Origin of the sequence: Pseudarthrobacter sp. NPDC092202, assembly GCF_044755505.1 — a bacterium.
Lineage (GTDB): Bacteria > Actinomycetota > Actinomycetes > Actinomycetales > Micrococcaceae > Arthrobacter.
Genome location: NZ_JBIVRG010000012.1, coordinates 1 through 19,918, shown reverse-complemented (window position 1 = coordinate 19,918; position 19,918 = coordinate 1). Strand labels below are relative to the sequence as shown.

Annotated in this window: 20 protein-coding genes; 15 read left to right on the top strand and 5 right to left on the bottom strand. The window is 66.1% G+C overall.

Annotated elements, in window-relative coordinates; genetic code table 11:
- Positions 1-63: 63 nt before the first annotated feature.
- Positions 64-2,106, bottom strand: a complete 2,043-nt coding sequence (locus tag ACIQF4_RS16295) for an acyl-CoA dehydrogenase family protein (protein WP_400516579.1) — start codon at positions 2,104-2,106, stop codon at positions 64-66.
- A 61-nt stretch (positions 2,107-2,167) separates the two neighbouring features.
- Positions 2,168-2,470 (bottom strand): hypothetical protein, encoded by a 303-nt coding sequence (locus ACIQF4_RS16290; protein WP_400516578.1) that lies wholly within the window; start codon positions 2,468-2,470, stop codon positions 2,168-2,170.
- Positions 2,471-2,710: 240 nt separating this feature from the next.
- On the opposite strand from ACIQF4_RS16290, the gene ACIQF4_RS16285 reads away from it, so the two are divergent.
- The 4 genes from ACIQF4_RS16285 (at position 2,711) to ACIQF4_RS16270 (ending at position 9,747) form a co-directional block, all read left to right on the top strand.
- The gene (locus tag ACIQF4_RS16285; protein ID WP_350003657.1) at positions 2,711-4,168 is read left to right on the top strand and encodes a DUF3375 domain-containing protein; all 1,458 of its coding nucleotides are present in this window, start codon (positions 2,711-2,713) and stop codon (positions 4,166-4,168) included.
- Positions 4,161-4,919 carry a DUF4194 domain-containing protein gene (locus tag ACIQF4_RS16280; RefSeq protein WP_400516577.1) on the top strand — a complete coding sequence of 253 codons (759 nt, stop codon included), beginning with the start codon at positions 4,161-4,163 and terminating at the stop codon, positions 4,917-4,919. The genes ACIQF4_RS16285 and ACIQF4_RS16280 overlap by 8 nt, the downstream gene beginning before the upstream one ends.
- A complete protein-coding gene (locus ACIQF4_RS16275) occupies positions 4,916-8,407 on the top strand; it encodes an ATP-binding protein (protein WP_400516576.1) in 3,492 nt (1,163 codons plus the stop codon). The genes ACIQF4_RS16280 and ACIQF4_RS16275 overlap by 4 nt, the downstream gene beginning before the upstream one ends.
- 188 nt (positions 8,408-8,595) lie before the next feature.
- Positions 8,596-9,747, top strand: coding sequence for a hypothetical protein (locus ACIQF4_RS16270; protein WP_400516575.1), 1,152 nt, complete (start codon positions 8,596-8,598; stop codon positions 9,745-9,747).
- 75 nt (positions 9,748-9,822) lie between these two features.
- Here ACIQF4_RS16270 and ACIQF4_RS16265 read toward each other — a convergent pair whose 3' ends face one another.
- On the bottom strand, positions 9,823-10,317 hold the full coding sequence (locus tag ACIQF4_RS16265) for an FBP domain-containing protein (protein ID WP_400516573.1): 495 nt from the start codon (positions 10,315-10,317) through the stop codon (positions 9,823-9,825).
- A 223-nt stretch (positions 10,318-10,540) separates the two neighbouring features.
- Here ACIQF4_RS16265 and ACIQF4_RS16260 point away from each other — a divergent pair, with 223 nt between their 5' ends.
- The 6 genes from ACIQF4_RS16260 to ACIQF4_RS16235 all read left to right on the top strand — a co-directional run bounded on the left by ACIQF4_RS16260 (position 10,541) and on the right by ACIQF4_RS16235 (position 16,730).
- Positions 10,541-11,632 carry an iron-siderophore ABC transporter substrate-binding protein gene (locus tag ACIQF4_RS16260; RefSeq protein ID WP_400516571.1) on the top strand — a complete coding sequence of 364 codons (1,092 nt, stop codon included), beginning with the start codon at positions 10,541-10,543 and terminating at the stop codon, positions 11,630-11,632.
- A 10-nt stretch (positions 11,633-11,642) separates the two neighbouring features.
- Positions 11,643-12,734 carry a FecCD family ABC transporter permease gene (locus tag ACIQF4_RS16255; protein WP_400516570.1) on the top strand — a complete coding sequence of 364 codons (1,092 nt, stop codon included), beginning with the start codon at positions 11,643-11,645 and terminating at the stop codon, positions 12,732-12,734.
- Between the two features lie 20 nt (positions 12,735-12,754).
- Complete coding sequence (locus tag ACIQF4_RS16250) at positions 12,755-13,828, top strand: FecCD family ABC transporter permease (RefSeq protein ID WP_400516675.1); 1,074 nt, start codon at positions 12,755-12,757, stop codon at positions 13,826-13,828.
- A 1-nt stretch (position 13,829) separates the two neighbouring features.
- On the top strand, positions 13,830-14,645 hold the full coding sequence (locus ACIQF4_RS16245) for an ABC transporter ATP-binding protein (RefSeq protein ID WP_400516569.1): 816 nt from the start codon (positions 13,830-13,832) through the stop codon (positions 14,643-14,645).
- Complete coding sequence (locus tag ACIQF4_RS16240; RefSeq protein WP_400516568.1) at positions 14,642-15,682, top strand: siderophore-interacting protein; 1,041 nt, start codon at positions 14,642-14,644, stop codon at positions 15,680-15,682. The genes ACIQF4_RS16245 and ACIQF4_RS16240 overlap by 4 nt, the downstream gene beginning before the upstream one ends.
- A gap of 205 nt (positions 15,683-15,887) precedes the next feature.
- Positions 15,888-16,730: an SGNH/GDSL hydrolase family protein gene (locus ACIQF4_RS16235; protein WP_400516567.1), complete on the top strand. Its 843-nt coding sequence runs from the start codon at positions 15,888-15,890 to the stop codon at positions 16,728-16,730.
- Here ACIQF4_RS16235 and ACIQF4_RS16230 read toward each other — a convergent pair.
- The gene (locus ACIQF4_RS16230; RefSeq protein WP_231457184.1) at positions 16,727-17,014 is read right to left on the bottom strand and encodes a YciI family protein; all 288 of its coding nucleotides are present in this window, start codon (positions 17,012-17,014) and stop codon (positions 16,727-16,729) included. The two genes, ACIQF4_RS16235 and ACIQF4_RS16230, sit on opposite strands and share 4 nt — an antisense overlap.
- Positions 17,015-17,084: 70 nt before the next feature.
- Between ACIQF4_RS16230 and ACIQF4_RS16225 the strand changes: the two genes are divergently transcribed.
- The 5 genes from ACIQF4_RS16225 (at position 17,085) to rpsN (ending at position 19,341) form a co-directional block, all read left to right on the top strand.
- A complete protein-coding gene (locus ACIQF4_RS16225; RefSeq protein ID WP_350003666.1) occupies positions 17,085-17,564 on the top strand; it encodes a MarR family transcriptional regulator in 480 nt (159 codons plus the stop codon).
- A gap of 49 nt (positions 17,565-17,613) precedes the next feature.
- Positions 17,614-18,375, top strand: a complete 762-nt coding sequence (locus ACIQF4_RS16220; protein WP_400516565.1) for an SGNH/GDSL hydrolase family protein — start codon at positions 17,614-17,616, stop codon at positions 18,373-18,375.
- Positions 18,376-18,629: 254 nt separating this feature from the next.
- Positions 18,630-18,866 carry a 50S ribosomal protein L28 gene (gene rpmB / locus ACIQF4_RS16215; protein WP_013602738.1) on the top strand — a complete coding sequence of 79 codons (237 nt, stop codon included), beginning with the start codon at positions 18,630-18,632 and terminating at the stop codon, positions 18,864-18,866.
- Positions 18,866-19,033 (top strand): 50S ribosomal protein L33, encoded by a 168-nt coding sequence (rpmG, locus tag ACIQF4_RS16210; protein WP_013602737.1) that lies wholly within the window; start codon positions 18,866-18,868, stop codon positions 19,031-19,033. The genes rpmB and rpmG overlap by 1 nt, the downstream gene beginning before the upstream one ends.
- 2 nt (positions 19,034-19,035) lie before the next feature.
- Positions 19,036-19,341 (top strand): 30S ribosomal protein S14, encoded by a 306-nt coding sequence (gene rpsN / locus ACIQF4_RS16205; RefSeq protein ID WP_009358853.1) that lies wholly within the window; start codon positions 19,036-19,038, stop codon positions 19,339-19,341.
- A 314-nt stretch (positions 19,342-19,655) separates the two neighbouring features.
- Here rpsN and ACIQF4_RS16200 read toward each other — a convergent pair.
- The coding region (locus tag ACIQF4_RS16200) for a hypothetical protein (protein ID WP_400516564.1) at positions 19,656-19,918 on the bottom strand (263 nt) is incomplete at its 5' end.

Sequence of the window (19,918 nt, the reverse complement as noted above, 5' to 3'; positions counted from 1 at the left end):
GCACCACTCAAGCATCACCCACCAGTGATAGCAAGGATGCTTACTATTTTGTGACCTGTGGCGTCACCGGTACTTGCGGTGCAGGTTTTCCCGGCGGGAGGCTCCGGGTGAGGCGTCGGCGATCCATGGGCCGGTCCCTTCGGACTGGTCCAGGATGCCCTCCTCCAGCCAGGTGTAATCCCCGGCGAGGACCTTCCTCGTGAGGTCGTGGTCGGCGTCGTCCGTGTTCCGCCACAGCTGGTCAAAGTACTCGTCCACGCGCACCCGGGCCTGCTCGCAGTAGGCCTCCGCGAGCTCGTAGGCGCTGGCGGCCTTTTCGGGTGCGGTATGCAGCAGCATTTCCGCCCTGGCGCAGCACGCCGTCATGGCGAACAGCTCCGCCCCGATGTCCACCACCCTGCCCAGGAACGCCTGCTTGCGTTCGAGTTTCGCCTGCCAGCGGCCCATCCCGTAAAACGTCTGGCGTGCCAGGCGCCGTGACGAGCGCTCCACGAAGCGCAGTTGCTTGGCCAGCCGCCCAAATTCGCTGTACGAGCGCGGGTCCATGCCTGCACCTGCCACCAGCTTGGGGAGCCATCTGGCATAAAAGCCGGAAGCGCCGACGGCGGCCCTCGCCTTCTCGGACAGGCTCGCGTCCAGCGACGCAAGGTCGCCGGCGGCGGCAAGGTGCGCATCCACCGCCTCCCTGGCGATCAGCAGCCGCATGATTTCCGACGAGCCCTCGAAGATCCGGTTGATCCTCAAGTCCCTCAGCTGCTGCTCCGCGGGAACCGCGCGCTCGCCGCGTGCCGCCAGGGATTCCGCGGTCTCAAAGCCACGGCCGCCCCGGATCTGGACCAGTTCATCGGCAACCCGGCAGCTGATCTCCGTGGCCCAGAGCTTGGCCAGGGCGGCTTCGATCCGGACATCCTTTTGGCCGGCGTCCGCGAGTTCGGCGGAGAGCTCGAACACCGCATCCAGTGCGAAGGCGGACGCGGCGATGAACGCTATTTTCTTGCCCACTGCCTCGTGCTCGCCCACGGGCCTGCCCCACTGGGTCCGGGCGTTGGACCATTCCCGGGCGATCTTCAGGCTCCAGCGGCCGGATGCGACGCACAGCGCCGGAATGGAGAGCCGGCCGGTGTTCAGGGTGGTGAGCGCAATCTTCAGGCCCTGCCCTTCGCGCCCCAGCCGGTTTGCGGCGGGTACGCGGACCTGGTGGAACCGGGTCACCCCGTTTTCAATGCCCCGCAGACCCATGAACGCGTTCCGGTGTTCCACGGTGATGCCGGGGGAATCCATCTCCACCACGAAGGCGCTGATGCCGCCCTTGTGCCGGGCGCCGTCAGCATCCGTGTGTGCGGGCACCACGGCCATCACCACCACCAGTTCCGCTATCACCCCGTTGGTGGTCCACAGCTTCACGCCGTCCAGAAGGTACGCATCGCCGTCGTCCGTGGGCGTTGCAGTGCTGCCCAGCCGGGCAGGATCGCTGCCCACATCAGGTTCGGTCAGGAGGAAGGCCGTGATGGCGCCGGCCGCGCAGCGCGGCAGGTACTCCCGCTTTTGTTCGGGCGTGCCAAAGACTTTGACCGGCTCCGGCACCCCAATGGACTGGTGCGCCGAGAGGAGTGCGCCGAGGCTCGGGTGCACGCTGCCCAGCAGGGCCAGGGCGCGGCCGTAATACACCAGGGACAGTCCCAGTCCGCCATATTCCCGGGGGATCTTCATTCCGAAAACGCCCAGGCCGGCAAGGCCCCGGATATATTCGTCGGGAATTTTGGCATCGCGCTCGATCACCCGGCCGTCCATGGTGCCGGCGTACTCCAGCAGCCGGGCCATGAATTCCTCACCCCGTTCCACGGACTCCGGGTCCGGGGTGGGCCAGGGGTGGACCAGGCTGAGGTCGAAGCTGCCCAGGTAGAGGCCTTTGGCAAAGCTGGGGCGCTCCCAGCCGGATTCCCGCGCGGCTTCTGCAACGGCACGGGCTTCATCAGCCGTGACACCGGCGCCGATCTTGCCGGCAGGTACGGGGGTCTCCTCCGCGGGGGAGTCTGTTGCCGGTCCTGTGGAGGTGGGAAGGCCGGTGGCAGGGCTTGTTGCGGGGCTGTCAGTGGCGGAGCTCATGGGTCATCTCCTTGGCCGGATTGGCCGGTGTAGCCATGGATCCGCCGGGTTGGAGAACCCTTCAGCTGTCCCTCAAGATTACTCGTGGGTAGGTTCCGGTGCTAGGGGAGGCCTGGGCTGGGAAATCACCTGCGACGTCCACCGTGGAGGCGTGGTGCACCAGCTTGTCCCAGCCGGTATTGATCCCATGGACCACTGCCAAAAGCACGGTGGAGGCCAGCGTCCAGCCCAGCTTTCCCGCCCCCAGGAGCAGCAGGGCGATCAGCCCTGCCGTCAGGACGAAGACGGCCAGGATGGCGCCAAACATCAAGGTTCCCATAAAGACCAAGGTGGCGTTTTCCACTGAACTGAGATCAAACTGCATGAGTCCCCCTGCTGCGTCGTTGCATGTGTTGAGAGTTTGGTTGAGACCAGTAGCACGAGCGTAGGGGGAGACCTCCCGCCCAGCCAGAGCTTCAACCGGCGCAGACCCTGTTGATATGGGATCGAAACACTACCGCCCGGTAGGTCACGGAGTGGTCGCGGCGCCTGCGTTAACCTTGTAGTTGGCGGTTTTCCGATCCCGGCCGCCGCCCCGCCCCCGCAAACAGTCCAAGGAGAGTGTGTGCCCCGCTCCGCCAGGTCATCCGCTGATGCCATCAGCGCCCGGCTTCGGGACCTCGAACTCCTCACCAAGGGACCTGCCTGGGCGCTGACGCGCTCGGCGCCCTGGGTGATCGCGGTGCTGCAGGCATCCTTCACCCGCACCCGGCCGCAGCTGCCGCTGGAAGAGTTCCATGCCGACGTCGACTCCTTCCTTGAGGAGCTCCGCCGCCAGGAGCCCGGGCTGGGTGGAGGGGCGAACGGAAAGTCCTTCGGCGACGAGTGGACGCGCCGCCAGTTCCTGACGCGGCGGAACCAGTCAGGCCAGATCGTCTACGAGGTGACCGAACCTGCGGCACGCGTGCTGGCGTTCCTGGACAGCCTCTCCAGCGAACGGTCCACGCTCAACGGGTCCCGCCTGGGCACGCTGCTCGGTGACGTCGAAAAGCTTGCCAACGAGACCAACCCGGACCAGAGCGCCCGGCTGGAGTCCCTGGAAGAGGAGATCGACGAACGCCAGCAGCTGATCCAGGACATCAGCAGCGGCGAGTTCGACGGCCTGCTGGATGATGACGAGGCGGTGGAGGCCGCGGGAAACATCCTGGACCTGGCTGCAAGCCTGCCCGCAGACTACAAGAAGATGCGTGACAGGATCGAGGAACTGGTAGGCGAGCTGCGCAACCAGATCATCGAGGAGTCGTTGACCAAGGGCGCCACCATGGCCCAGGTGCTGGAAGCGGACAAACGCCTCCGCCAAAGCCCGGAGGGCCGGACCTTCCGGTCCTTTACGGCGTTCCTGGAGGACCCCCAGCAGCAGCTGCGGTTCCGCTCCGCCATCGGCGAGGTCCTCGGCCGGCAGTTCGCGGACGATCTCTCTCCGGAGGACAGGGAAACCCTGAAGAACCTGGTGGCGGAACTGCGCCAGCAGCACAGCCAGATCCAGCGGATCTACGGCAAGCTCAGCGAAAGCCTGAACACCTACGTCCAGAGCGATGACTTCCGCCAGTCCGTCCGGCTCCGGCAGGTCCTTCGGGAGGCGGAGCAGGCCATCAGGTCCCTTCCCTATGAGCGGGAACGCCCCGGCCTGGTCCCCGGGCCGGTCCTCTTCAATGCGGGGTTCGAGTCACTGTCCATGGTGAAGCTCTTCGATCCCGACGAGTTCGCCGCCCCGCCCAAACTTGCCGATCCCATCGCCTTCAGCGACTCTGACCGCGTGCGCTCGCCGAGGACCGGGAAAGCCAAGCCGGAGGTGGTGCGGGCGGCCCTGGCCGGCGCTGCCACCCTTTCCGAGGCGTGGCAGCAACTGCCGCCCGGGGAGCAGCACATCAACACCATCCGCGCGCTCCTCTCGCACGCGCTCCACGCCGGCGCCGGCTTCGACAACCAGGGCCTCGAAGCCCTGGATTACGAACAGATAGACGGCACCACGCGCAGGGCCTACCTGCCGCTGGTTACGCTTCCAAAGGATCCTGATGACTGAAGAGACAACCACGACGACGGCGGAGCGGCCTTTCGCCGTCACGCCCCGCGACACTTTCGTTGACGGCGCCGCGCTCTTCCCCGGCGATACCGGTGTCCTGTCAATGAAGGTGCGGCAGGCGCTGGTGAAGCTCCTCAAGGGCCCCTATGTGGACGGCGGCCGGGACGAAAAGCTCTGGACCGTCCTGCTGGACAACCAGGTGATCCTGCGGAGCCGGCTGTCCGAGCTGTTCCTCACCCTGGAGTTGGACCACGAGCGCAAGATCGCCGTCCTGCGGCCGGTGGACCCCGACGCAATCGGCGGCAGCACCCGCTCCAGCATCCTGCGGCAGCAGCGTGCCCTCAGCCGGGTGGAGACCATCGTGCTGCTCCGCCTGCGCCTGCTGCTGGACCGCCACGTCACCGCGCAGACGGACCCCACAATCTCCCGCGAGGAAATCGCCGACCTGGTGGCGCACTACCAGCCCGCCGGCCAGCAGGACGCCCTGCGGGACTCGGACGTGGTGAACCGGGCCATCACCAAGCTCCTGGCCCGCCAGCTCCTCCTCCCCACAGGGCTGGACGACGTCTACACCATCTCCAACGCCCTGCCACTGGCCCTGCCGTTCGAGAACATCGGCGACATCCCCGCCCAGATAGAGGCCCTGAAGTCAGCAACCACGGATCCGGCGGGAACAGAGGCGCTCCTGGAGTTCGATGACGGACCGTCCACTTCGCAGGACAGCGACCCTGACACGGAGGACGCACAGTGAGCATCGCTTCCATGCTCCCCATGGGGGAGCTGACAAACCCCGGCCAGATGCGCCTTGCCCTGGTGCAGGTGGTCAACTGGGGCACGTTCCACGGAGCCCACACGATGCACGTGGACCGCAACGGCACGCTGCTTACGGGTAATTCGGGTGTGGGCAAGTCGACGCTGTTCGATGCCATGCTGCGGGTGTTTGATGCCCGGCCCAGGTCCAACGAGGCCGCTGCCCAGCGTTCGGGCGGCGCTGTTGAGGACAAACGGACCACGTTCACCTACATGCGGGGCAAGGTGGGGGACAAGGCTGTGGGGGAGGGCTCGGCGAGCGCCTTCCAGCGGCCCGGCGCCACATGGTCCGCCGTCGCCCTGACGTTCGATAACGCGGCCGGCACGCGGGTGACCGTCTCGGCCCTGTTCGACCTGCCCAAGAACGGCACGGAGTCGAGCGTCGGGCGTTTCTACGTCATCGACCACGACCCGCTGGACCTGGAAGCGCTCGAAGGCATCGCGGACAAGCGGTTCACCAAGGCTGCCCTGGAGACGATCTTCCCGGATGCCCAGGTTTTCGACGTCCACAAAGCGTTCGCCGAGCGGTTCCGGCGGCTGCTGGGCATCAACTCGGACCAGGCCCTGCCGCTGCTGCGCGTCATCCAGGCCGGCAAGGGCCTGGGCGGCAGCGTCAACACGTTCTTCCGCGACCAGGTCCTGGACGCCCCGGCCACCCTTGCCGCGGCGGACGACGTCGTGGAGGAATTCAGCAACCTGATGTCCATCCGGCAGCGGCTGGAGGACGTCAGGCAGCAGCGGGACCAGCTGGCCCCCGTTCCCGGGCTGAACCGGGAGTATGCGCAGGCCCTCCTGGACGCAAACCGGCTGCGGGACCTCGCCGGTGAAGAGTTCGAGGCCTACCGGCAGAAACTCGCCGTCACGGTCCACCAGGGAACGCTGGAGCGCTTCAGGGGGCTTGCGCAGGCTAAGGCCAAAGAGCTTGGTGCTGAGCGGACTGTCCGGGACGGGCTGGCCAAGGACCTGCGCCAGCTGGAAGCGGATTACAACAACCAGGGCGGCAACGCCATCTCCGCCATCGAGCAGTCCCTGGAAAACGCCCGCGTCGGGCTGAAGCTCCGCCAGCAGGTGGAGGAGACCGCGCGCCAGGCGCTGGCCGACGCCGGCCTGCAGCTCGAATGGACCGAGGAGGGCTGGGAGCAGGCGCACGAACAGGCGGCGGCAAGGTCCGCCGAGCTCAAGGACGATTCCCAGGCCCTGCAGGAGCTCCGCTTTGAAGCGTTCGACGCCCACGCAACGAAGAAGCGCGAACTTGCCGCGGCTGAGCAGGAACTCGTGTCGCTGAAGACGCGCAAATCGCTGCTGCCGCCGTCGAGCATTGAAAACCGGGCCGCAATTGCCGTCGCAACCGGCATCCCGGAGGACCGGATGCCGTTCGCCGGCGAACTGATGGACCTCGCCGAGGGGCAGGAGAAGTGGCGCCCCGCCGCCGAACGGGCGCTCCGCAACCTGGCCACCACGCTGCTGGTGCCGGGCGAGCACTTCGCCGCGGTCACCCGGTACCTCAACGATCACGCGGTGCGCGGCGCGCTGCGGGCCGTGGACGTATCCAAGCCGCTTTCCGGCGGCGCGCTGGCGCTTGAGGACGTGCGCGACGGCGACCTGCTGACCAAGCTGGACATCCTCGCCACGGGCGTCGCGGCCGAAGCAGGCTCCTGGATCCATGAGCGCATCGCACTGGATTTCGCCTACCCCTGCGTGGAGGACCCGGACGAGCTGGCGTCACTGGACCGCGGCCTCAGCCTGGGCGGCGTGGTGAAGCGCAACCGCCACACCGTGGAAAAGGACGACCGTTTCACCAGCCGGCAGGATTACGTCCTCGGGTTCGACAACGCCGCCAAGCTGGAGCTTGTGGCCGGCCAGGTGGAGGACTTGCGGCAGGAGGTGGCCAAGGCGGCGGAGCTGGCGCAGAGCCGGGAAGACTCGCACCAGGGCATGGCCCGGCAGCTCGAGGCCCTGCGCCGCATCGCCGAGGACCAGCGCTCCTGGGAACAGGTGTCGGCGGCAGTCGCGGCCGAGGAGCTCGTGCGGCTCGAGCAGCGGCTGAAGGACGCCCTCGCAGCCCAGGCGGACTTGGAGCCGCTGCGGGCCAGCATCGAGGAAGTGCGCCAGAAACACCAGTCCAGCACCGAGGCCGCCGCCGTCCTGCAGAGCGAGTACAAGGCCCTGGACAGGCAACTGACCGCTGCCGATTCCCTGCTGGAAGCTGCCCGCCAGCGCCTGGCCCAGGCGCCGCCGTCGGACGCCACCGTCACTGCCCTGGAACCGTACTTTGCCGATTTCGGCGACGTGACGGAAATGCACGAGCTGGACAACCTCGCCAACCGGGTGCGCACCGCCCTGCTGGGGGAGCTGCACACCGCTGAGTCCCGCGGGCAGGCCACTGCCGAGCGGCTCACCCGTATCTTCGAGGCCTTCGTCCGTGACTGGGGGAGCGCCATCTCGGCGGACCACGGCACCACCATCGGCGCGGCCGGCGAGTTTGAGACCCGCTACCACGCGATTGTGAGCGACGGGCTCCCTGCCCAGGAAGCGGAGTTCCGCCAGTTCTTCAACCAGCGCACGCACGAATCCTTCAGCACCCTCCTGCACCTGCTGGATGAGGAGCGGCGCTCCATCACCAGCCGCATCCTGCCGCTGAACGGCATCCTCTCGCAGGTCAACTTCCACGAGGGGAGCTTCCTGGAGCTGGATATCAAGCAGACGCTGCCTCCCACGGCCAAGCAGTTCAAGGACGCGATCCAGAACGCCCTGAAGGCCCGGCACACCCGCCCCGCCAAATCCGACGCGTCCAGGACAGTCGCCGCAGGCGGGGAGACAGGCGGGGAAAGGGACGACGACGCCGAGCTCACCGCCCGCTACAAGTCGCTGGAGACGCTGGTGAAGCGGCTGGGCTCGCAGGCGCCGGAGGACCGGCGCTGGAGGGCCGAGGTGCTGGACGTGCGCGGCCACCTGTTCATCCAGTGCAAGGAGCACCGTGAAGTTGCCGGGCCGGCGTCGGGCAAGAAGGGCGGAGCGAAGAAATCCGAGGTCTTCATGCACGCGGACACCGGATCCATGTCCGGCGGGGAGCGACAGCGCTTCACCGCCTTCATCATGGCTGCTGCGCTGAGCTACCAGCTGGGCATCGCGGAGCAGGGCTTCACCACGTACGGCACCGTGATGATGGACGAGGCCTTTGTGCTGGCTTCCGAGGAGTTCGCCGGCGCCGGGATCAAGGCGCTGCACGAATTCGGGTTCCAGCTGCTGCTGGCCGCCCCCGAAAACGTCATTGACCTCTCCCGGCACCTTGGCTCCGTTACCGAAATCCTCCGCGACAAGCGCACCAACCGGTCCGGAGTGCTCACGGCTCCGGTCATTGCACCGCGGCGTGGCCAGGAGGGCGGGTGGCGGTCCGAAGCGAATCCCGTGGACATCGTTCTGCGCTGATGCCCCTGGCGTGACCTATATAACAAATTGATGGAATTATTGCGGAAGCTCTGGTGAGGGTATTTCCCGTGTGCCAATCTGGGCTTTACCAACTCACCCCGCCTGAGTAAATCCCATAGGTACTGCGGAATGCTGGGTTCCGCCCTGTTCCCCAAGAGAACGATGGCGTCCTCTTGAAAGGCCCTCGCATGCGCCCATCACAACGTGCGGCTTTCTTCCCGGCAGCAATCGCTGCAGTGCTGCTGTCCCTCGCGGGCTGTGCGGCCGATACCTTGGTGGAGCCGGCTCCGCCTGCCTTCCACCCCGACAGCCTGGTGACCGTCACCTTTCCTGACGGCGGGCTGTCGTTTCAGCACCCAAAGGAATGGCACGTTGAGTTCTTCCATGCATCCGAATCTCCTTATGTAGGCACAGCAACGGTGTCCGATCCCACCAGCCAGGCGAAAATCAGCATCTACACCGGCCAGATTGCTGACGTCGTAGCCAGCTCTGCTGCCCGGACCGTCCTGGAGGCGGAGCCGGTGCCGGGATTGGTGGGGCAGTCTGTTCCAACGCCCCATTCGTCGTTCTTTGTCGACCGCAGCGGCGACGCCGCACAATACCGCATGGGGCTCACTCCAGGGCTGCCTGTCTCACCAGACGGGAAGGCGCAGGACGGGCTGGTCATGCTGGGTGACCGGGTTTTGACCGCGGATGTGGTGTTCACGGGTCAGCCGTTCGCCAATGACGAGGAGGCGAAAGCCTGGTACTGGGGAACGGAAGGCCAAGCATTGAAGGCCCTGCTCATGAGCTTCTCCTACCCGGCCATCGCTCCCGCTGCCACCTCTTCCCCCGTTCCCGCCGGACCGGTGACCTTCACGTTCGCGGACGGCCGCCTGTCCTTTGCCCATCCGGAGGGCTGGCGCGTGGAGCATGAGGAGGTTTCTGCGTCCCCGGCTGTGGAGACGGCCACCGTTTACGATGCCGGCGGCAACGAGCAGATCAACATCTACTACAGCCAGGTCGGTGATGCCACGGCGGGGCCTGCTACCAGGTTCGTGCTCGAGACGGACCCGGTGCCCGGATTGATCGGGCACTCTGTTCCGACCCCCAGCTCGTCGTTCTTCGTTGACCACGCTCATGGCGCCACCCAATACCGGATGGGACTGACGCCAGGATCGCCCATCTCGCCCGACGGAAAAGTTCAGTACGGGCTCATAAAGATCGGTGACCGCATCCTGACCGCGGACGTGCTGTTCGCCGGGGAGCCGTTTGCGGACGACGTGGCGGCGAAGGCCTGGTACTGGGGCGACGAGGGCCGGACCCTTAAAGCCGTGTTGATGAGCTTTTCCTACCGCTGACCCTCCAGGCGGAAGCCCTCCTCCACTTTCGGCGGGGGAGGGCTTCCGCTTTACTGTCCGTGCGATGTGTGCCGGTTACTTCGCCTGTACCCGTGCCAGGAACTGGGCAGTCCGCTCCTTCAGCCCCTCAACCTGGCGGAGGACGACGGCGGCCGGGTCCGGGTTGATCTCATTGGCCGGCGGTTCCTTGCGGACGTTGCCGCAGCAGAGAAAATCGGCGCAGATCAAGGTACCCACGGTGTTGCCGTTCCGGCCAGGCTGCCCGGCGCGCCTGGCCACCCAAAGGAGCACATCCTCCTTGGAAAACACGTCGCGGCACAGCTCGCAAAGGACTGGGCGGTTCTTCCGGGCCCCGCCTTCGGGCGCCCGGAGCATGATGCCCGTGACCCCCTTGGGACCAGGAAACACAAGATAGCCGCGGAGGGGCATCTTTTCGTCCCGCCAGCCCAGGAAGTCAAGGTTGTCCCAGTCCAGGGCGTCGAAATCCTTGGGCAGGGTGAGTTTGGCCGCTTCGGAGCGGCTGGCATTGATAAACGATGAGCGGATTTGCTGGGGCGTGATGGATTGCATGGCTGCCTTCGTCTCCCCATCCGTCGCCGGCTGCGGTCGGCGGTCCAGCCGGCTCGTTCCGGCAGGAACATCCTGCCAAACCGCATCTTCCCTGTCCAAGGGCACCTGATCCCGCGTTACTGTGTCCTTCGTCACGAAGAGGAATAAGGTACAGAAACGTTGCGTAATGAGCACGAGGGTAGGCTAGCCTTACTTAAGTTCGCTTCATGACTTAAGGAGTTCCGTGACTTCCCCCCTCTTCTCCGGGCCCAGCGCCACGCGCCGCACGCTGTTCAAATCAGCCGGCAAGGCCACGGCCGTCCTGGCCGCTGCGGCGCTTACCCTGTCCGCCTGCTCCACAGGGCCCGCCTCCTCCGCCGGCGACGCCAGCGCTTCCAGCTCCAGCAGCTCGCAGTTCCCCGTCACCATCGAGCACGTCTACGGCGAAACCACCATCGAGAAGCAGCCCACCCGGGTGGCCACTGTCTCCTGGGTTAATGATGACGTCGCCATCGCCCTGGGTGTTGTGCCGGTGGGCGTGCCCAAGAACGAGTGGGGCGGCAACGAGCAGGGCTCCACCCCGTGGAAGGACGCGGCGCTGGAGGAACTCGGCGCCGGATTCGGCTCGGACAAAGCCCCGGTGCAGTACTCCGAGGCGGACGGCATCAACTTCACCGAGATCGCCAAGCTCACCCCGGACGTCATCCTGGCCGCCTACTCGGGCCTCACCGAGGAGGACTACAAGAAGCTCACCGAGATCGCGCCAGTGGTGGCACACCCCGAACTGGCCTACGGAACCTCCTGGCAGGACTCCACCTCAATCATCGGAAAGGCTCTCGGCAAGGATGCCGAAGCCGCCAAGCTGGTCTCCGACACCGAGGCCACCATCAAGGAAAAGGTTGCCGAGTACCCGCAGATCAGCGGCAAGAGCTTCATCTACGGCAACCTGGAGCCCGCCTCTGCTGACGGCGTCAACGTGTACACCGCCAATGACAACCGCCCCCGCTTCCTCTCCGAGATCGGCATGAAGCTGGCGCCCGTGGTGGAGGAGAACTCCAAGGGTTCCAAGGAATTCTTTATCCCCTGGTCAGCCGAGAAGGCCAACGAGCTTGAGTCCGATATCTTCGTGACCTGGGTTCCGGACGCGGCCACCACTGATTCCATCAAGTCCGACCCCCTGCTGGGCCAGATCCCCGCCATCAAGAACGGCGCCCTGGTGGCCGACTCGGACAACACGTTGACCCTGTCCATCTCCGCCTCCTCCCCGCTGAGCCTGCCGTGGTCGCTGGACACGTTCCTACCGCAGCTTGCCAGCGCAGCGGACGCGGTGAAGTAGGCACATTTCCATGACGGACAGTACGACGACGGCGGCGCGCCGTGAGCCCGGTCCCGGCACCCTGGTGCCGGGACCGGCACGTGCCGGCGGAACCCCCGGCCGCGCGTTCGGCGGAACGCGGGCCGCCTGGCTGCTGGCCGCCGTCGTCGTACTTGCCCTTCTGGCCGGGGCCTCCCTGGCCATCGGCGCGCGTGGCCTTCCCCTGGCCACCGTCTGGCAGGCGCTCACCGCGTTCGATCCTGCCAACGGCGACCACGCCGTGGTCCACGCCCGCATCCCGCGCACCGTCCTCGGCCTGCTGGCGGGCGGCGCGCTGGGCCTCGCAGGCGCAGCAATGCAAGGTGTGGCCCGCAACCCGCTGGCCGACCCCGGCATCATGGGCGTCAACGCCGGAGCCGCCCTCGCGGTGGTCACCGGCATCTACGTCTTCGGGGTCGGCTCGCTCTCAGGCTACATCTGGTTCGCCTTCGTCGGGGCCGCTGCCGCCGCCGTCGTGGTGTACCTCATTGCCTCCCTCGGCAGGGACGGGGCCACCCCGGTGAAGCTCGCCCTGGCAGGTGCCGCGCTGAATGCCGGCCTGTACTCCCTGATGAATGTCATCCTGGTCTCCAGCCAGGACACCCTGGACCGGTTCCGCTTCTGGCAGGTGGGCGGCATCGCTGGACGGGACTGGTCCGTGGTGCTGTCCGGGCTGCCCTTCCTCGCAGCGGGCGCCGTCATCGTGCTCCTGACCGGCCGAATCCTCAACAGCCTGGCCCTGGGTGACGACATCGCCAGGGGCCTGGGCCAGCGGGTGGGCCTGGCCCGCGCCGTCACCGCACTGGGCATCGTGCTGCTGTGCGGATCGGCCACCGCGCTTGCGGGACCCATCGCCTTCGTTGGCCTGGTCATCCCGCACGCCGTCCGTTTCCTCACCGGCCCGGACTACCGCTGGATCCTGCCCTTCTCCCTGGTCCTTGCCCCGGCACTGCTGCTTGGCGCGGACATCATCGGCCGCGTGGTGCTCCTGCCCGGCGAAGTCCCGGCCGGCATCATGACCGCCCTCGTCGGCGCACCCGTCTTCGTCTGGCTGATCCGCCGCGGCAAGGGGGCCGGCCTGTGACCCTCCTCCACCCCCGCGAGATGGCACTTGACGGCAGTCCGGCGCGCAAATACCCCCGTTTTCTGCCATTTCGGGTGCTGAACCGGACTGCGCTCCTGGCCGCCGCCCTCGTGGTCCTGTTCGCCGTGTCCGTCCTGCTGGGCAGCTACACGGTGACCATCCCGGACTTCTTCAAGATCCTCATCGCGCACCTGACCGGCGGCGAAAAGATCCCCGGCGCCAGCTTCATCGTGATGGAGAACAAGCTGCCGCGGGCCGTCATCGGCACCATGATCGGCGTCGCGTTCGGGCTGGCGGGCGCCCTGTTCCAGACCATGCTCCGCAACCCGCTGGCAAGTCCGGACGTCATCGGCATCAGCTACGGTGCCAGCGCTGCCGCGGTCCTGGCCATCGTGGTTTTCGGGGCCTCCGGGGCCGCGGTTTCCGGTGCTGCCCTGGGAGGTGCGCTGGTTGTTGCGGCCATCATCTACGCCATCTCGAGCAGCGGTACCCTGCGCGGAAGCGGCCGCGGTGATGCTGCCGGCAACCGGCTCATCCTGGCCGGGGTGGGCATCGCCGCAGCGCTGCACGCGGTGGTCAACTTCCTGATGACCCGCGCAGACATCCGCACTGCCGCGGATGTCCTCGTCTGGCTCAACGGCTCCCTGAACTCCGCCAGCTGGGACCGCGCCGGCGTCCTGGCCCTGGCCCTCGCCGTCCTGCTCCCCGCGGTGGTGGTGATTGCCGGTCCGCTGCGCATCCTGGAGCTCGGCCCCGATGCCGCCGCCGGACTGGGGATCAGGGTAGGCGCCACCCGGCTGGCGCTGGTGATCACCGCCGTGGCGCTGGCAGCGGTGGCGACGGCGGCAGCCGGCCCCGTTTCGTTCGTCGCCTTCCTGGCCGGTCCCATCGCCCGGCGGTTCACCGGCAAAGCCAGCCTCCCGGCGTCGGCCCTTGTGGGCGCCGTGATTGTCCTCGCGGCCGACTATGTGGCCGCCAACGTGGCCCCCCTGCTGCTGGACGGCACGGTGCTGCCGGTGGGAGTTATCACCGGTGCCCTCGGTGCCCCGTTCCTGCTGTGGCTCCTGGTCACGGCCAACCGAAAGGATGCCTGAGGTGGCAGTTCTCAACGCCAAGGACCTGACGCTGAAATACGACCAGCGCTGCGTGGTGGACGGCCTCAGTGCCGAGATCCCCGAGGGCAAGGTGACCATGATCGTGGGCGCCAACGCCTGCGGGAAGTCGACCCTCCTCCGTGGACTGTCCCGGCTCCTCAAGCCGGCGGCCGGCACCGTGACCCTGCACGGCAAGGACATCCACTCCCTTCCCGCCCGGGAACTGGCCCGCACCCTCGGGCTCCTGCCGCAGCACCCCACCGCTCCGGACGGCATTACGGTCCGGGACCTGGTGGGCCGGGGACGCTACCCGCACCAGGGCTTCTTCCGCAGCTGGAGCGAGCGTGACGATGCTGCCGTGCAGCGCGCGCTCGAGGCCACAGAGACGCTGGGCCTCGCCGGGCGGAACGTGGACGAACTCTCCGGCGGGCAGCGGCAGCGCGTCTGGATCGCCATGGCCCTGGCCCAGGAAACCGACGTGCTCCTCCTGGACGAGCCCACCACCTACCTGGACCTCGCGCACCAGGTGGAGGTCCTGGACCTCGTGACAGACCTGAACCGCCAGCGCGGCACCACCGTGGCCATCGTTCTGCACGACCTCAACCTTGCAGCCCGGTATGCGGACAACGTGATCGCCATGAAGGATGGCGCCGTGGTGGCAGTGGGTTCGCCGATCGAGGTAGTCACGGAGGAACTGGTCCGCAGCGTGTTCGGACTCGAATCCCGTGTCATCCCGGACCCCGTCTCCGGCACGCCCCTGATCATTCCCATCGGCCGCCACCACGTCCCCGCCAACGAACTGGAGCTCGTCTCATGAAAACCCGCGACATCTCCTCCACCGAGCCCATGACCCTGGCGTTCGAAGTCACTGTCACGTCGGTTCAGGAACTCAGCCCCAACTTCCGCAGGATCAAGTTCGGCGGGTATGCCCTGCGGGACTTCGGCGTCCACGGCGACACCCTGGACCTCCGGATCAAGCTGATGATCCCATCCCTCGCAGCAGACGGCACCCCGCTGCCGCTTCCCATTTTCGAAATGGGCCAGGCCGGCTGGTACCGGGAATGGCTGGCCATGGACCCTGCCGTGCGCGGGTCCATGCGCACCTACACCGTCCGGCAGGCCCGCCTGGACGCGGTGTACCCGGAGATCGACGTGGACTTCGTGATGCACTTCGATGACTCCGGCAACGGCGGGCCGGCGGCCAACTGGGCGCTCAACGCCCAGCCCGGTGACGCCATCACCATCATCGGACCCAACAACAGGGCTGCGCACTGTGTCACGGCCGAAACCTACTCGGGCATCGAATGGCGGCCCGGGCTGGCGCAGCGCATCCTGCTCGCCGGCGACGAAACCTCCGTTCCCGCCATCTCCGCCATCCTGGAAAGCCTCCCCGAATACATGACGGGGCACGCCTTCCTGGAGGTCCCCGCAGCCGGCGATTTCATGGAGCTGACCTCACCCGCCGACGTCGAGATCACCTGGCTGGCACGCGGTGCCTCCATCGGGCGGTCCCGCCCGCACGGCGAACTGCTTCAGAACGCCGTGCGCCATGCCGTGCCCGTGCCCGGCTGGGTGGGAATCAAAGCGGCCGACGGCGGCGCGGGCCCCGAGCCGGAAGACGTCAACGTGGACGTGGACATCCTCTGGGAGACCCCGGCACGGATGGAGACTTCCGAGATCCAGGCATCCAAGAACCCGGGCATGCCCGCCGGAGCCATGCCCTTCTACGCCTGGATCGCCGGCGAAGCCGCCGTCATCAAGGACATGCGCCGGTACCTGGTCCGCGACGTGGGGATCGACCGGAAACAGGTGGCGTTCATGGGCTACTGGCGGCAGGGTAAAGCCGAGGGGTAGCCCGGCCGGTTGCTGGCTAGGCCGCAACCGGCGGCTTGCCGTCGCTTAGACACCTCCCGGCGCTTCGCTCGGCCGCGGGCGGCCTCGCTTCGCTCTGGTCGGCGATGCGCTCCTACGCAAGCCCCCGGCCGCGGCATGAGGGTTCGTCACCATTGCTTTACCTCGGCTTTCCCTGCGCTCTTTCTGGTGGGGCTAAGTTGGGCTGGTGCCTGCTCAACCTTTGCTTCCGGACTCCGGGCGGCGGGTGTTTGTTGCGCTGGGGGACTCTTTTACCGAGGGGGTCGGGGACCGGGACGAGCGGTTGCCCAATGGGGTCCGCGGCTGGGCGGACCGGGTGGCGGAGAGGTTAGCCAAGGCCCAGCCGGGGTGGCGCTACGCAAACCTTGCCATCCGCAGCAAAAGGCTTCGGCACATCGTCAACGAGCAGCTGGAACCGGCGCTGCGGATGAGGCCCACGCTGGTCACGCTGTATGCAGGCGGCAACGACATCCTGGACCTCACAACGGACATGCCGGCGCTCATGGCGGACTACGAAAAGCTCGTGGCGCAGCTGGCGGAAACCGGTGCAACGGTGGTCCTCTTCACGGGGTTCGACGTCAAGGTCTCCGCAGTGCTGGAGCCGTTGAAGAAGCGCAACACCTACTACAACCAGCAAGTGCGGGCCATTGCCGAAAAGTACGGCGCCGTGCTGGTGGACTACTGGTGCCTGGATGCGTTCCACGACCGGCGCATGTGGGGCTCGGACCGGCTGCACATGTCCAAGGCGGGACACAAGTACCTTGCGGGGCAGGTGCTGGACCAGTTGGGTGTGCCGCACAAGATTGCGCTGAAGGACTGGGAGCCGCCGGCGCGGCACAGCCTGCGGGAATGGGAGCGGCAGCAGCGGCGCTGGATCCGCGACTGGGTGCTGCCGCTCTTCGGCCGTAAGCTGCGCGGCGTTACGTTGGGGGACGCGCTTGGGCCGCGCTGGCCGGATCCGGTCAAGGTGCCGCGGAAGGGCGGACTGAAGAAACTGGCGGGCGCATCCAACGGCCCGAGTGGGTCCTAGCTGTCCAGCAGGATCTCGTAGCCCGGTGCCACCCTCGCGGCGTGGAACTCCATGACCTCGAAATCCGCAACGCCATTCGTGTAGAACGGGTCCTGCGCCAGGCAGGCATCCAGGGTGGCGCGGTCAGCCTGGGAGAGCAGCAGGCCGCCGGTCCTGGGCACCTTGCGGCCGGCCGCAATAAAGACGCCGTCGTCGAAAGCCTGCTGCAGCCAGGCGATGTGGCCGGCGTTATGGAAATCCACGATGTCCTGCGGAACCCGGTAGCTCAGGGAGACAACATACATGGCCCCAGCCTACCGGCCGCCAGAGAGTCTAGTTGAAGAATCAACCACGCTGCCCTCGTAGAATGGGGATATGACCGAACCGCGCTGGCTCAACGCCGACGAACGCCGTGCCTGGCTGGCCCTGGTGAGCATCAACACCCTTTTGCCCGCAGCCCTGGACACCAAACTCCACACTGCGGGAAAGCTGTCCCTCTTCGACTACACCGTCCTGGCAATGCTTTCCGAGGCTGAGGGCCGGTTCCTCCCCATGAGCGAGCTCGCTGCCCGCAGCAGTGCTTCCCTTTCCCGGCTTTCGCACGTGGTGACCAAGCTGCAGAAGCGCGGGTGGGTTGAGCGCCGCCCCCATCCCCACGATGCCCGTGTCACCACCGCCCATCTGACCGAAGAGGGTATGGCCACCATCGTGGGGCTGGCGCCCGGGCACGTCGAGGACGTTCGTGGCCTGTTCCTTGACGCACTCACAGAGCAGGACGTCCTGGACCTGGCAAGGATTGGTGAAAAGGTAGTGGGCCGGCTGGACTCCGACCACTGGATCCTCCGGGAGAACTGACTCCACCGGCTGGTTGGTTGCTCCCGGCAACGGGTGGCAAACTAACCGGATGGACTTTACTTCCCGGTTTGTCGCGCTCGGAGATTCCTTTACTGAAGGCGTGGGCGACGACGATCCCACCCGCCCCAACGGTGTCCGCGGCTGGGCAGACCGTGTGGCCGAGCAGCTGGCCGCCGCTGACCCTGGCCTCGGTTACGCCAACCTCGCCATCCGCGGCAGGAAACTGCGCCACATCCTGGCTGAGCAGGTGGATGCCGCCGTCGAACTTAAACCAACCCTGGTGACCATCTACGCCGGCGCCAATGACATCCTCCGGCCCAGGATCGACATTGACGACCTCCTGGTGGAGTACGACGACGCCATCGCCAAACTGCGCGCCACCGGCGCCACCGTGGTCATGTTCACAGGCTTCGACGCGCGGGGCTCGAAGGTGTTCAGCACCATGCGGGGCCGCACGGCGATCTACAACGAACTGGTCCGCGGTATCGCTGGAGACCACGGTGCTCTCCTGGTGGACTACTGGCGCTTCAGCGAGTACTACGACTGGGGAATGTGGGCGCAGGACCGGATGCACATGTCCGCGGCCGGCCATGCCAATATGGCCAAGCGGGTGCTGGATGTCCTGGAACACGACCACTCCATCGACATCCCGCCCATGACCCCCGTGCCCGAACTCAGCGGGGTGGATGCCCTCCGCGCCAACGCCCGTTGGTTCCGCGAGTATGCCGGTCCCTGGGTGGTCCGCAGGGTGACCGGAAAGTCCTCCGGGGACGGGCTGAAGCCGAAGTATCCCGAGCTCACGCGCCTCTAGCTGCACGGACCGCTTATACACCTTCCAGCGCCGGATTGGTCTTTAATTGCGTGAACTCGTAGACTTGGTAGGCGCTAAGTGCGCGGAGCGTGCGCAATTGCTCCGGTTGCCCGGTAATTTCTCCAGGGCGGCCGGTAGTTAGGGGCTCAAGTTGCGTGACTAACCGTTGCCCTTCTTCACTTTTGGGTCGCCCTTAGCAGCATGGTCCAGCAGCAGATATGCGGATCATTACTTTCAATTCTTGAGGAGAAGTCATGGCAGCACACTGCCAAGTGACCGGAGCCGAGCCGGGCTTTGGGCACAGCATTTCGCACTCGCACCGCCGCAACAAGCGTCGGTTCGATCCGAACATTCAGAAGAAGCGCTACTGGGTTCCGTCCCTGCGCCGTAACGTCACGCTGCAGGTTTCCGCACGTGGCATCAAGACCATCGACGTACGCGGCATCGACGTAGTCGTCGCCCAGATCCTGGCTCGTGGGGTGAAGCTCTAGTGGCTAAGGACAAGGACGTACGTCCGATCATCAAGCTCAAGTCGACCGCGGGCACGGGTTACACCTACGTAACCCGCAAGAACCGTCGTAACGATCCGGACCGCATGGTCCTGAAGAAGTACGACCCCAAGATCCGCCAGCACGTCGAATTCCGAGAGGAGCGCTAAACATGGCTAAGAAGTCCAAGATTGCTCGCAACGAGCAGCGCAAGGTCATCGTAGAGCGTTACGCTGCAAAGCGCCTCGAGCTGAAGAAGACCCTGGTTGACGAAAACGCAACCGACGAAGCACGCGAAGCAGCCCGCCTGGGCCTGCAGAAGCTGCCCCGCAACGCGTCCCCGATCCGTCTGCGTAACCGCGACATCATCGACGGCCGCCCCCGCGGTACCTTCCAGAAGTTCGGTATCTCCCGTGTCCGCTTCCGCGACATGGCCCACAAGGGCGAGCTTCCGGGCATCACCAAGTCTTCCTGGTAATCCAGCACTGCTGCTACCAGCTGCTTGAGAAGAGCCGGCAACCTTATGGTTGCCGGCTCTTCTGCGTTAAAACTGCACCTCTCCGTGCCGGCTTCCGTGCTGCCACCGGGACTGTGCCGCAGCACACAAAACAAAAGTACGACGGCGGAGGCCCCTTCCAGGGTGCCAATGGCCCGTACTTCCGCGGAACGGCGGAGATCGGACCCTCCTGACAGGGGGATTTGCGGTGGCGCGGGAGCAGGTGTATTGTTTTCTAAGTCGCCGCGAGGGAGACAGCGAAGAGCTGGTAATCACGGCGGCCAAACCCCCAAAAATCAACACCAATTCTGGTAGGGCTTAGAGCGCTCCTGAAGAGGTTGGGAACGGTTCTCCTCAGATGGAAATCCTGAAACACGGATTTGCTTCGGAGTGAATGATCCGGTAAGTTTGAGAAGTTGCTCCGGAGCGATCCACGGCTGAGAAGTGCTGGTGGTGGTGCCGGGTGTGTCTGTTGTTTGAGAACTCAATAGTGTGCCAAGTTTGTTGATACCAATTGTTTTATTGATTGGTTGTTTTGGCCAGGTCCGCCACCCCGTGG

Excerpts from the sequence above, each read along its gene's own strand:
- ACIQF4_RS16295 (WP_400516579.1), bottom strand. The coding sequence starts at position 2,106 with ATGAGCTCCGCCACTGACAGCCCCGCAACAAGCCCTGCCACCGGCCTT.
- ACIQF4_RS16290 (WP_400516578.1), bottom strand. The coding sequence starts at position 2,470 with ATGCAGTTTGATCTCAGTTCAGTGGAAAACGCCACCTTGGTCTTTATG.
- ACIQF4_RS16280 (WP_400516577.1), top strand. The coding sequence starts at position 4,161 with ATGACTGAAGAGACAACCACGACGACGGCGGAGCGGCCTTTCGCCGTC.
- ACIQF4_RS16270 (WP_400516575.1), top strand. The coding sequence starts at position 8,596 with ATGCGCCCATCACAACGTGCGGCTTTCTTCCCGGCAGCAATCGCTGCA.
- ACIQF4_RS16265 (WP_400516573.1), bottom strand. The coding sequence starts at position 10,317 with ATGCAATCCATCACGCCCCAGCAAATCCGCTCATCGTTTATCAATGCC.
- ACIQF4_RS16255 (WP_400516570.1), top strand. The coding sequence starts at position 11,643 with ATGACGGACAGTACGACGACGGCGGCGCGCCGTGAGCCCGGTCCCGGC.
- ACIQF4_RS16250 (WP_400516675.1), top strand. The coding sequence starts at position 12,755 with ATGGCACTTGACGGCAGTCCGGCGCGCAAATACCCCCGTTTTCTGCCA.
- ACIQF4_RS16240 (WP_400516568.1), top strand. The coding sequence starts at position 14,642 with ATGAAAACCCGCGACATCTCCTCCACCGAGCCCATGACCCTGGCGTTC.
- ACIQF4_RS16230 (WP_231457184.1), bottom strand. The coding sequence starts at position 17,014 with ATGTATGTTGTCTCCCTGAGCTACCGGGTTCCGCAGGACATCGTGGAT.
- ACIQF4_RS16225 (WP_350003666.1), top strand. The coding sequence starts at position 17,085 with ATGACCGAACCGCGCTGGCTCAACGCCGACGAACGCCGTGCCTGGCTG.
- ACIQF4_RS16220 (WP_400516565.1), top strand. The coding sequence starts at position 17,614 with ATGGACTTTACTTCCCGGTTTGTCGCGCTCGGAGATTCCTTTACTGAA.
- rpmB (WP_013602738.1), top strand. The coding sequence starts at position 18,630 with ATGGCAGCACACTGCCAAGTGACCGGAGCCGAGCCGGGCTTTGGGCAC.
- rpsN (WP_009358853.1), top strand. The coding sequence starts at position 19,036 with ATGGCTAAGAAGTCCAAGATTGCTCGCAACGAGCAGCGCAAGGTCATC.